An 11,485-nucleotide genomic window follows, 5' to 3' on the forward strand; every position below is an offset into this window, starting at 1 on the left:
CAAGCTTGCCGCATTGACTACAAACAACACGGTCAGTCCCATCTCCTGGGGGAGAGGGAACCGATTGGGGATGCTCAGGATCTGCGCCGACGTGGTGGACCGTGTTGAATGCGAAATTGAATTCAGCAGAAAATCTCAAGCTTGCCGCATTGACTAAAAACAACGCGGTCAGTCCCCTCTCCTGGGGGAGAGGGCTAGGGTGAGGGGCGAGTCAACTGACACCCCGCCCCAAACATTCACACCACCAATTCCATCACCGCGGCTTCGCCAACTCCATGATCATCCGCGACAACAGATAAATCCGCGGCGCCACGCTCGCCACTTCGGCATATTCCTCCGGCGTGTGAATATTGCCGCCGACGATCCCGAAGCCATCCAGCGTCGGCGTCCCTACGCCTGCGGACAGACTGGCATCCGCCGCGCCGCCACTGCCCTCCTCGGTGAGCTTGCGGCCAATTTCGCCGTAAATGCCTTGAGCCATGGCCATCAAGCGATCGGACTCAGCGGTCTGCGGCATCGGCGGCAATCCGCGCTGCAGAGAGGTTTTCACCTCGGTCTCGGCAATCAACTTGTCCTGCGAGACCCGCGCCAGATCCTTCTCGATGCGATCGAACTCTTCCGGCACCGCCGCGCGCACGTCAGCCTTGGCCGTGGCCTGGTCCGGGATTACGTTGGTGCGATCACCGGCCTTGAGCACGGTAAAGTTGATGGTGGTCTTCTTCGCCTCATCGCCGAGCTTGCCCAGTTGCAGAATCTGGTGCGCCGCTTCCATCGCCGCGTTCCGGCCCAATTCTGGCGCGACCCCGGCGTGGGCAGCTTTGCCTTTGACTTCGACCAGCGCCGTCGCACTGCCCTTGCGCCACACCACCAGGCCATCGGCCGGGCGCCCCGGTTCGAGGTTGAGGGTGACGTCGTGCTGTTTGGCGGTTTTCTTGATCAGGTCGGTGGCGACGTCCGAGCCGGTTTCTTCGCTGGCGTCGAGCAGGAAGGTGATCTGCGCGTAATCCTTGAAGTCGAGGTTCTTCAGCACTTTCAATGCGTAGATGCCGGCGACGATGCCGCCCTTGTCGTCCATTACACCCGGCCCGTAGGCGCGGCCGTCCTTGATGTGGAAAGGCCGCTCGGCGGCGGAGCCTTCCTTGAACACCGTGTCCATGTGCGCCATCAGGAGGATCTTCGCTTTGCCGGTGCCTTTGAGCGTGGCCAGCACGTGGCTGGATTTTTCCGGGGTGTTGGGCACCAGTTCGATGGTGGCGCCGAGTTTTTTCAGTTCATCGATGGCAATGTCGCTGACCTGTTTCAGGCCCGGCTCATAACCTGAGCCGGAGTCGATATTGACCAGTCGCTCCAACAATTTCAGGGCTTCGGGCTGATACTGCTCGGCATCGGCTAGCACTTGTTTGTGCGGTTCGGCGGCGTTTGCGGCCGAGAATGCGAGGGACAGACCGAGGCTGGCGGCCAGCAGAGAGCGGGGAAATGAGAACGTCATGAAGCAGTCCTTGTTTCGTGTCGGAGGGATTCAACCGTAACCGACATTGACGCAAGGCTCTATAGCGAATGCGACACTCTCCAGACCGACACCGAACAAACCTGTAGGAGTGAGCCTGCTCGCGATAGCGTTGTATCAGTCAGCATTTAAATCACTGACAGATTGCTATCGCGAGCAGGCTCACTCCTACAGTTTCAATCGGCGGGGTGTCCCTCAGACCGAATCCAGCAGCGCCTGCCTCGGCTTGTTGTCGCTGTTGCAGATGACCCGATTGCGCCCACCCGCCTTGGCTTCGTACAAGGCCTGATCGGCATCGTCCAGCCAACGCGTGGCGTCGGCATGGCTCGGGTCATACGCGGCCAGGCCAATGCTCAGACTGACCTTCAACGCCGGATTCTGCTCATAGCCCAGCGTCACGAAGCGTTCGCGCAAGGCTTCCATGGCCTGAGCGGCATTGAACAGCGGCAGTTCCGGCAGAATCACGCAGAACTCATCCCCGCCGTAGCGCCCGGCGACATCGGTGGCGCGCAGATTCTGCTTGAGCAGTTTGCTCAACTGGCGCAGGACGATATCGCCGGCGACATGGCCGTAGGTGTCATTGATCGCCTTGAAGTGATCGATGTCGATCAACGCAATCGCCGCGCCTTGCTGCTGGCGTTTACAGCGCTGGAATGCGAGGTTCAGTTGATCCTTCCACGCGCCGTGATTGAGCAGCCCGGTCAGGCTGTCGGTGCGACTCAACGCCAACAGCTCACGCTTGTGCCGGCCCAGGGTGGAGGCCTGACGAAAGCAGATCCAGCCCAGCGCCAGCGGATACAGCAACAACAAAGGCAAACAGGCGTAAAGCTGCAATGGCGAAGTCGGCGGGATGAACGCCGGTGCGAACACCACCAGCCCGACGCCGATACCCAATAGCTGTGCCGCCGTCCCGGCGAGCAGGAATCGGCCACCGCCAATGGCGACATTGTTCATCGCCATCATCGAAATCGTAGTTGCGCTGGGCAGCGGATTGAACTGCATGGCAGCGACCCAGAAGCCGCCCATGAATGCATCGATCAGCAAGTTGCGGTGTTCGGCGCGGAACGGCACGCTCGAGCGGCGCGCCCATTGAAACGCCAGATGCGGCCAGATCAGGCCATTGAACAGCATCAGGCCCCACACCCACAGCGGCGGATCGAGGGAATACATCGCCACGCTGACGCACATGAGCCCGAGCAGCAGCCCGAACACCCGCGACCTGTACAGCCTCCTGGCCAGTGAAAGTCCCTTTCCCCGCGTATTTCCCATAAGGGCCTCGACCGCGCGCTGCAATGGTTTCACCCCGACACGGATGTGTTCGGAGTCTATCAGGGCGCCGCTAAATAGCCATCACCGGCCAGCGGCCTGAATAGAGCGCTATCAGCGCCGCACACGAAGCCCAGAGTTGGCTATAAATGAAACAGGGAAAAGGAAAAACAACTATAAAAAGGGGACCCATGCACACCTACCATGTGTTGATCATCGGCAGCGGTTTTGGCGGCCAGTGCGCGGCGGTCAACCTGCTCAAGGCCGGGATCGATGACTTTCGCATACTGGAGCGACGCGACTTTTTCGGCGGCACCTGGTGCCAGAACACCTACCCCGGGGCAGCGGTGGACGTGCCGTCGCCGCTGTATTCGCTCTCGTTCGCACCCTACCGCTGGTCGCAGATGTTTGCCGGACAGGCAGAACTGCAGCGCTACACCGAGCAGGTGATCGAGCAGTTCGGTTTGCGCGACCGCGTGGAGCTGCAAGCCGATGTCGAGCGCGTCGAATGGGACGAAGCGGATAAATGCTGGACGGTGTACACCCGTGCCAGAGGCATCTTTCACGCGCAGTTCCTGATCAACGCCTCCGGTCCGTTAAGTCAGCCGGTCATCCCACACTTCCCCGGGATGGATCGCTTTCAAGGCAAGACGTTTCATACAAACCATTGGGATCACAGCTACGACTATCGCGGTAAACGCGTGGCGATTGTCGGCAGCGGTGCCAGCGCGGCCCAGGTGATTCCGGCAATTGCGCCCCAGGTCGAACACCTGCATGTGTTCCAGCGCACGCCGCATTGGGTGCTGCCACGTGCCGATCGCAAATTCGGCCGCTTCCAGCGTTGGCTGCTCGGCTTGAAGCCGGCGTACAAGCTGCTGCGCTGGCTGATCTACTGGCAATTCGAAACCCGGGTGATCGCCTTCAAATACTCGAAACCGGCGATTCACCTGGTCCAGCAACATGCGCTGCGGTTCCTCAAGCGCCAGGTTCCAGACCCGGTACTGCGGCAGCAACTCACCCCGGATTTCACCATCGGCTGCAAGCGGGTGCTGGTGTCCAGCACGTATTACCCGGCGCTGAGCCGCGCCAACGTCACGCTGCACAGTCGCGAGCATGGCATCGCGTCGATCGACGAAAGCGGGATCAACACGGTGGACGGCGAGCATGTCGATGTTGATCTGATCGTCTGGTCGACCGGTTACGACGCCACCGACGGGGTGATTTCCTACCCGGTCAGCGGCAAGAACGCGGTGCAACTCAGAGATGTCTGGGCCGAATATCCGCGCGCCTACCTAGGCACCAGCCTGCCGGATTTCCCCAATCTGTTTATCGTCACCGGGCCGAACACCGGCATTGGCCACACTTCGGCGCTGTTCATCATCGAATCGCAGATGAACTACATCCTTGACTGCATTCGCACCGTGCAGGCCAAAGGCCTGCGCAGCATCGAAGTGCGTCATGACGCGGAACGTACCTACACTGCAATGATCCACCGGGAAATGCAGCGCACCGTGTGGAAGTCCGGCGGTTGCCACAGTTGGTACCAGAGCAAGAGCGGCCATGTGATCGCGATGTTTCCCGGCTTCAGTTTCAGCTATCACCTGCTGACCCGAGCGCTGAAACCGGCCGACCATATTTTGTCCTGAACACGTATAAGGAAGACGTCGATGCTTTTGCTGTTTGTCGCCCTCGCGGTTTTCGTGGCCTGGAGCTGGTTGAGTTACCCAGCGGTCGGCCATTGGCTGTACGACCTGGCCATGGCCATCGAGGCCAGGTTGTACAAACTGCACAAGATCGAAGTGCCGATCGCCGAGATGACCGTGTCGACCTGGCAAGGCGGGCCATACGAGGCGTCCAGCACGATTCTGATGCTGCACGGCTTCAGCGCCGACAAAAATCTCTGGCTGCGCTGCGCCCGGCATTTCGTGCGCGAGTATCGGGTGATCATCCCGGATCTGGCCGGCCACGGCGAAACCGGCTTCAAGGCCGGAGGCGGGTATGACATCGCGGTTCAGGCCAAACGCATGATTCAGCTACTCGATGTCTGCGGCGTGGAAAAAGTCCATGTGATCGGCAACTCCATGGGCGGCTACATCGCTGCGTGGCTCGCGGCGAGCTATCCCGAGCGGATCGCTTCGCTGGCCTTGATCGACCCGGCCGGCGTCACCGCACCAGAGCCGAGCGACATGGAGCGCCACCTGGCACGCGGGCACAATCCGTTCCTGATCAACTCCCGCGAAGAATTCCAGCGTTTCTACGCCATGACCATGGAGTCGCCGCCGTGGGTGCCGAAACTGGTGCTGGACGCCGTCGCCCAGCGCTACGAGCAACAACGTGACGAGCTCGAAGAAATCTTCCGCGACTTCCATGCCAGCCCGCCGATGGAGCCGAAACTGGCCGACATCAAATGTCCAGCGCTGCTGCTGTGGGGGCGCAAGGATCGCTTGATCGACGTCAGCAGCGTGCCGGTCTGGAGCAAGGGCATTGCCAACCTTGAAGTGGATGTGTGGGATCACGTCGGGCACATGCCGATGGTCGAACAGCCGGCGAACACGGCGCGGCGGTATCAGCAATTCCTGGGATCGCAAAAATGAACGCTTACCTCGTGGCGAGGGAGCTTGCTCCCGCTGGGCTGCGCAGCAGACCCAATCCCGGCGCGTTGAATCAGACGCGCATTGGTAGCAGAGGGGCCGCTTCGCGCCCCAGCGGGAGCAAGCACCCTCACCACAGGTGGGTATTTCTACAGGACATCGGCGGTGGGCGATGAACATCCTTTACGACGAACGCCTCGACGGTCCATTGCCCGAAGTGGACAAGGCCGAACTGCTCAAGGCCCTGCAGCAGGCCCTGCCGGATCTGGACATTCTCTGGCGCGAGGATGAACTCAAGCCCTACGAATGCGACGGCCTCTCCGCCTACCGCACCACGCCGATGCTGGTCGCCCTGCCCCGGCGAATCGAGCAAGTGCAAACCCTGCTGAAACTTTGCCATCGGAACAATGTGCCGGTGGTCGCCCGGGGTGCCGGCACGGGATTGTCCGGCGGCGCGCTGCCACTGGAAAAAGGCCTGTTGCTGGTGATGGCGCGCTTCAACAACATCCTGCATATCGACCCCGCCGCACGTATCGCGCGGGTTCAACCCGGCGTGCGCAACCTCGCCATCTCCCAGGCCGCAGCTTCGTTCGGCCTGTATTACGCGCCCGATCCGTCATCGCAGATCGCCTGTTCGATCGGCGGCAACGTCGCGGAAAACGCAGGTGGCGTGCATTGCCTCAAGTACGGCCTGACCGTGCACAACGTGCTGAAAATCGAAGTGCTGACCATCGAGGGCGAACGCCTGACACTGGGCTCCGAGGCGCTCGATTCAGCCGGTTTTGACCTGCTCGCCTTGTTTACCGGCTCCGAGGGCCTGCTGGGGATCATCACCGAAGTCACGGTGAAGTTATTGCCCAAACCGCAAGTCGCCAAGGTCCTGCTCGGCAGTTTCGATTCAGTCGAGAAGGCCGGCCGAGCGGTTGCCGAAATCATCGCCGCCGGGATCATCCCGGGTGGTCTGGAAATGATGGACAACCTGGCCATTCGCGCCGCCGAAGATTTTATCCACGCCGGTTACCCGGTCAATGCCGAGGCGATTCTGCTGTGCGAACTCGACGGCGTCGAAGCCGACGTGCACGACGATTGCCTGCGGGTGCGCGAAGTGATGACAGCAGCCGGGGCCACTGAGGTACGCCAGGCTCAGGACGAGGCCGAACGCGTGCGTTTCTGGGCCGGGCGCAAAAATGCCTTCCCGGCGATCGGTCGGTTGTCGCCGGATTATTACTGCATGGACGGCACCATCCCGCGCCGCGAACTGCCCGCTGTGCTGCAAGGTATCGCCAGCCTCGGCGAGGAATTTGGCCTGCGCGTGGCCAACGTTTTCCACGCTGGTGACGGCAACATGCACCCGCTGATCCTGTTCGACGCCAACCAGCCGGGCGAGCTGCATCGCGCCGAGGCATTGGGCGGCAAGATCCTCGAACTGTGCGTGAAGGTCGGCGGCAGCATTACCGGTGAGCACGGCGTCGGGCGCGAGAAAATCAATCAGATGTGCGCGCAGTTCAACAGCGACGAGTTGCTGCTGTTTCATGCGGTCAAAGCCGCATTCGATCCGCAGGGCCTGCTCAACCCCGGCAAGAACATTCCGACCCTGCACCGCTGCGCCGAATTTGGCGCCATGCACATCCACGCCGGGCAACTGCCCTTCCCCGAGCTGGAGCGATTCTGATGGCTGATTTCGATGCCGCCGAGGCCCTGCTCGACCAAGTGAATGCTGCGCGGGCCAATGCCACGCCGCTGAAGATTCAGGGCGGCAACAGCAAGGCGTTTCTCGGCCGCGAGGTGGCCGGCGAAGTGCTCGACAGCCGCGCCCATCGCGGCATCGTCCAGTACGATCCGACGGAACTGGTGGTCACGGTGCGCGCCGGCACGCCATTGTCCGAGCTGCTCGCGGCGCTGGATGACGCCGGGCAAATGCTGCCCTGCGAACCGCCGTCCTTCGCTGACAGTGCCACGGTCGGCGGCATGATCGCCGCAGGGTTGTCCGGGCCACGCCGGCCGTGGTCCGGTTCGGTACGCGATTTCGTCCTCGGCACGCGGGTGATCACCGGTCTCGGTCAGCATCTGCGCTTCGGCGGCGAAGTGATGAAAAACGTCGCCGGTTACGACCTGTCGCGACTGATGGCCGGGAGTTTCGGCTGCCTCGGCGTGCTGACCGAAGTGTCGCTGAAAGTCCTGCCGAAACCACGCCAGTGCCTGAGCATTCGCCTCGACATCGAGTGTGTTCGCGCTTTGAGCAAACTCGCCGAGTGGGGTCAGCAACCGCTGCCGATCAGCGCCGCGTGTCACGACGGCCAAAGTCTGTATTTGCGCCTGGAAGGTGGCGAAGGATCGGTGACGGCGGCGCATCAACGCCTCGGCGGCGAACCGCTGGATTCGGTTTTCTGGCGCGATCACAACGAACAGCGCCTGAGGTTTTTCGACGAAGGCTTGCCGCTGTGGCGCCTGTCATTGCCAAACAATCTCGGCCCGCTCGAGCTGCCCGGCGAGCAACTGATCGACTGGGCGGGCGCACAACGCTGGCTCAAATCCGATAGCACCGAGATTCACGCCCTCGCCCAGTCCTTTGGCGGTCATGCGACGTGCTTTACGCACGGCGCCACCGATTCGCCGTTTCAACCTTTGGCGCCGACCTTGCTCCGCTACCACCGGCAACTCAAGGCACAACTCGACCCGCAAGGGCTGTTCAACCCCGGGCGAATGTACGCGGAGGTCTAGCCATGCAAACCACGCTCAGCGAGCAATCGCGCCAATTACCCCGCGCCGCCGAGGCGGAAAAAATCCTGCGCACCTGCGTGCATTGCGGCTTCTGCAACGCGACGTGCCCGACCTATCAATTGCTCGGCGATGAGCTCGACGGGCCGCGCGGGCGCATTTATCTGATCAAGCAAGTGCTGGAAGGCGCGCCGGCCACCGAGCAGACGCAGCTGCATCTGGACCGCTGCCTGTCGTGCCGCAACTGCGAAACTACCTGTCCGTCCGGGGTCGATTATCACAACCTGCTCGACATTGGCCGCGCGGTGGTTGATCACGCGGTGCCGCGCCCGGCAGCCCAGCGCTTGCTGCGCGAAGGCTTGCGCGCGCTGGCGCCGAATCCGGGTTTGTTCAAGGGCTTGCTGCGAATGGGCGCGACCTTTCGACCGCTGCTGCCACGCCTGCTGGAAAGCAAACTGCCGCAGCACGCCGCCATTACGAGTACGCGCCCCGCTCCACGGCATGCGCGCCGGGTGTTGTTGCTTGAAGGTTGCGTGCAACCGGGGCTGTCGCCGAACACCAATGACGCGACGGCGCGGGTCCTCGATCGTCTGGGCATCAGCGTGACGCCGGTGAGCGAGGCCGGTTGTTGCGGCGCACTCGACTATCACCTCGACGCCCAGGCCAAAGGCCTCGACCGCGCTCGACAGAACATCGATGCCTGGTGGCCGCATCTGCAGAACGGTGCCGAAGCCATCGTGCAGACAGCCAGTGGCTGTGGCGCGTTCATCAAGGATTACGGGCATTTGCTGGCGGGCGATCCGGTCTATGCGTTGAAAGCACGGCGGATCAGCGAAATGACTCGGGATCTGGTGCAAGTCATCGCGGCGGAACCGCTGGAACAGGTGTGCGCCGCCAGCGAACGGCGCATCGCCGTGCATTGCCCGTGCACTTTGCAGCACGCACTGAAACTCGGCGGCGCGGTGGAAGCAGTGCTGACCCGCCTCGGTTTCAACCTCACTCAGGTAGCGGACGGGCATTTGTGCTGCGGCTCGGCGGGCACTTACTCGCTGACCCAACCCGTGCTGGCGCGGCAACTGCGCGACCAGCGCCTCAACGCGCTCGAAAGTGGCCGGCCGGAATTGATCGTCACGTCCAACGTCGGTTGTCAGAGCCATCTGGCCAGCGCCGGGCGCACGGCGGTCAAGCATTGGATCGAGCTGGTGGATCAGTCGTTGGCAGAATGAAGTTCGTAGGATTCTTCGTTTGCCCGCGTGGGCGAAGGCTGCGATCTTTTCCGGCATCCATTCCGTGACCGTGGCAGGAATTTTTTTCATGACCGTGCAGCCGTTCGTCAGCCCCGACCTGATCCGCCAACGCTTCTCCCGAGCGATGTCCGACATGTACCGCGAAGAGGTGCCGCTGTACGGCGCGCTGATGGAACTGGTAGAGAACACCAACCGCGAGGTGCTGGCACGTCAGCCTGAGATTGCCGGGCACCTCAGGCGCACCGGCGAAATCGAGCGGCTGGACATGGAACGCCACGGTGCCATTCGCGTCGGCACGGCGAGCGAACTGGCCACCCTCGCCCGCCTGTTCGCGGTGATGGGCATGCAGCCGGTGGGTTATTACGACCTGACGCCGGCGGGCGTGCCGGTGCATTCGACGGCGTTTCGCGCGGTGCATGAGGAGGCGCTGCGAATCAGCCCGTTTCGTGTGTTCACCTCGTTTCTGCGCCTGGAGCTGATTGAAGCCCCTGAACTGCGTTCTTTTGCCGAGTCGGTGCTGGCCCGTCGTTCGATTTTTACCGACTCCGCGTTGCGCCTGATTGAACAGGCGGAAACAGCGGGCGGGCTGAACGAAGCTGACGCCGCAGAATTTGTCCGACAGGCACTGGAGACTTTTCGCTGGCACCACAGCGCCACCGTCACTGGCGCGCAGTACCAGAAACTAAGCGCCCAGCACCGCTTGGTAGCCGACGTCGTTGCGTTCAAAGGCCCGCACATCAATCACCTTACGCCACGTACGCTGGACATCGACACCGTGCAGGAGCAGATGCCCGCCCATGGCATCACCCCCAAAGCGGTGATTGAAGGCCCACCGCGCCGCAAGTGCCCGATCCTGCTGCGCCAGACCAGCTTCAAGGCGCTGGACGAGCCGATCGCCTTCACCGACCAGCCTGAAACCCTTGGCAGCCACAGCGCCCGGTTCGGCGAAATCGAACAACGCGGCGCTGCCCTGACGCCCAAGGGGCGCGCGCTGTATGACCGCCTGCTGAACGCCGCCCGCGATGAACTGGGCGATTTTCCCAACGAAGCCAATGCTGCACGTTACAACGCGCTGATGACTCAACACTTTGCGGAATTTCCTGACAGCGTCGAGGGCATGCGCGAACAGGGGCTGGCGTACTTTCGTTATTTCGCCACGGAAAAGGGTTTGGCCGCTGGAGGACTTGGTGAGTCGTCCTTGGAGGACTTGCTGCGCGATGGCTACGTGAAAGCGGAGCCGCTGGTGTACGAAGATTTCCTGCCGGTGAGCGCGGCGGGGATTTTTCAGTCGAACCTTGGTGATTCTGCGCAGACGCATTACGCCGAACATTCCAATCGCCAGGCATTCGAACAGGCGCTGGGGCGCTCGACCATTGATGAGTTGGAGTTGTATGCCGAGACGCAGCGGCGTTCGCTTGAAGAATGTGCCGAAACTTTGGGTATCAACCTGACCTGAGTTTTACGCCGCTCTCCTGTAGGAGCGAGCCTGCTCGCGATAGCGGTGTGTCAGTCGCCAATGATTTGCCTGAACAGCCGCCTTCGCGAGCAGGCTCGCTCCCACAGGTTTCGCGCATGAACACGACTTCGGGGCAAACCACTTATCCCCCTGTAGGAGCGAGCCTGCTCGCGATAGCGGTATGTCAGTCGCCAATGATTTGCCTGAACAGCCGCCTTCGCGAGCAGGCTCGCTCCCACCGGTTCGGTGTAGGCCCAAGCCTTAGGGCGATCCACGAATTCCATGTGGGAGCGAGCCTGCTCGCGAAGCCAACACCTCGGATCCGGCAAATCCCCAACTGCGCAAGAAGTTGCGCAGTTGGTCGTAATATTTCAGGGGGTAAATTCTCTGCAGCCCAGGCGCTGCAAGCCCTGCAGCCAAGTGCGCAAGAAGTTGCGCAGTACTGCGCAACTTCTTGCGCACTTTCTCCTGATTATTCCGCTGAAAATCGCCCCGAAAGATGACCGACCACCATGGCGCCCCCGCCACCCGGGCACCTCTCCAAACCTGGCACGCTCCTTGATATCCCTCAGTCACCCACCGGGCGATTTCGCCTCCGGGCACCCTCAATTTATCCGCAAGGAGAGCACCCCATGGCAACACCAGCGTACATGTCGGTTACCGGCGAAAAACAAGGCCTGATCACTGCCGGCGCGTTCAC

At 61.8% G+C, this 11,485-nt stretch carries 8 protein-coding genes and 1 pseudogene; 7 read left to right on the forward strand and 2 right to left on the reverse strand.

The genetic code is table 11. From position 1 onward, the window contains the following. Positions 1–253: 253 nt before the first annotated feature. A complete protein-coding gene (locus tag AEQ63_RS05165) occupies positions 254–1,489 on the reverse strand; it encodes a M20/M25/M40 family metallo-hydrolase (protein ID WP_064362028.1) in 1,236 nt (411 codons plus the stop codon). Positions 1,490–1,702: 213 nt separating this feature from the next. Continuing rightward, positions 1,703–2,776, reverse strand: a complete 1,074-nt coding sequence (locus tag AEQ63_RS05170; protein ID WP_064362029.1) for a diguanylate cyclase — start codon at positions 2,774–2,776, stop codon at positions 1,703–1,705. A gap of 188 nt (positions 2,777–2,964) precedes the next feature. On the opposite strand from AEQ63_RS05170, the gene AEQ63_RS05175 reads away from it, so the two are divergent. From AEQ63_RS05175 to AEQ63_RS27730, 7 genes and pseudogenes are all read left to right on the forward strand, one after another. Next, positions 2,965–4,419 carry a flavin-containing monooxygenase gene (locus AEQ63_RS05175; RefSeq protein WP_064362030.1) on the forward strand — a complete coding sequence of 485 codons (1,455 nt, stop codon included), beginning with the start codon at positions 2,965–2,967 and terminating at the stop codon, positions 4,417–4,419. Between the two features lie 21 nt (positions 4,420–4,440). Further along, complete coding sequence (locus tag AEQ63_RS05180) at positions 4,441–5,367, forward strand: alpha/beta fold hydrolase (RefSeq protein ID WP_064362031.1); 927 nt, start codon at positions 4,441–4,443, stop codon at positions 5,365–5,367. 169 nt (positions 5,368–5,536) lie between these two features. Then, positions 5,537–7,036, forward strand: a complete 1,500-nt coding sequence (gene glcD / locus AEQ63_RS05185) for a glycolate oxidase subunit GlcD (RefSeq protein WP_064362032.1) — start codon at positions 5,537–5,539, stop codon at positions 7,034–7,036. Next, positions 7,036–8,085, forward strand: a complete 1,050-nt coding sequence (gene glcE / locus AEQ63_RS05190; protein ID WP_064362033.1) for a glycolate oxidase subunit GlcE — start codon at positions 7,036–7,038, stop codon at positions 8,083–8,085. The genes glcD and glcE overlap by 1 nt, the downstream gene beginning before the upstream one ends. 2 nt (positions 8,086–8,087) lie before the next feature. Continuing rightward, positions 8,088–9,308, forward strand: a complete 1,221-nt coding sequence (gene glcF, locus AEQ63_RS05195; RefSeq protein WP_064362034.1) for a glycolate oxidase subunit GlcF — start codon at positions 8,088–8,090, stop codon at positions 9,306–9,308. 88 nt (positions 9,309–9,396) lie between these two features. Next, positions 9,397–10,785 (forward strand): 2-oxoadipate dioxygenase/decarboxylase HglS, encoded by a 1,389-nt coding sequence (hglS, locus tag AEQ63_RS05200; protein ID WP_064362035.1) that lies wholly within the window; start codon positions 9,397–9,399, stop codon positions 10,783–10,785. A gap of 632 nt (positions 10,786–11,417) precedes the next feature. Next, positions 11,418–11,485, forward strand: a pseudogene (locus AEQ63_RS27730) (Hcp family type VI secretion system effector); the annotation flags it as partial.

It is taken from the genome of Pseudomonas sp. RIT-PI-o (assembly GCF_001297215.1).
GTDB classification, from domain to species: Bacteria; Pseudomonadota; Gammaproteobacteria; order Pseudomonadales; family Pseudomonadaceae; genus Aquipseudomonas; species Aquipseudomonas moraviensis_A.

Excerpts from the sequence above, each read along its gene's own strand:
- AEQ63_RS05180 (WP_064362031.1), top strand. The coding sequence starts at position 4,441 with ATGCTTTTGCTGTTTGTCGCCCTCGCGGTTTTCGTGGCCTGGAGCTGG.
- glcD (WP_064362032.1), top strand. The coding sequence starts at position 5,537 with ATGAACATCCTTTACGACGAACGCCTCGACGGTCCATTGCCCGAAGTG.
- hglS (WP_064362035.1), top strand. The coding sequence starts at position 9,397 with ATGACCGTGCAGCCGTTCGTCAGCCCCGACCTGATCCGCCAACGCTTC.
- glcF (WP_064362034.1), top strand. The coding sequence starts at position 8,088 with ATGCAAACCACGCTCAGCGAGCAATCGCGCCAATTACCCCGCGCCGCC.
- AEQ63_RS05170 (WP_064362029.1), bottom strand. The coding sequence starts at position 2,776 with ATGGGAAATACGCGGGGAAAGGGACTTTCACTGGCCAGGAGGCTGTAC.
- AEQ63_RS05165 (WP_064362028.1), bottom strand. The coding sequence starts at position 1,489 with ATGACGTTCTCATTTCCCCGCTCTCTGCTGGCCGCCAGCCTCGGTCTG.
- glcE (WP_064362033.1), top strand. The coding sequence starts at position 7,036 with ATGGCTGATTTCGATGCCGCCGAGGCCCTGCTCGACCAAGTGAATGCT.
- AEQ63_RS05175 (WP_064362030.1), top strand. The coding sequence starts at position 2,965 with ATGCACACCTACCATGTGTTGATCATCGGCAGCGGTTTTGGCGGCCAG.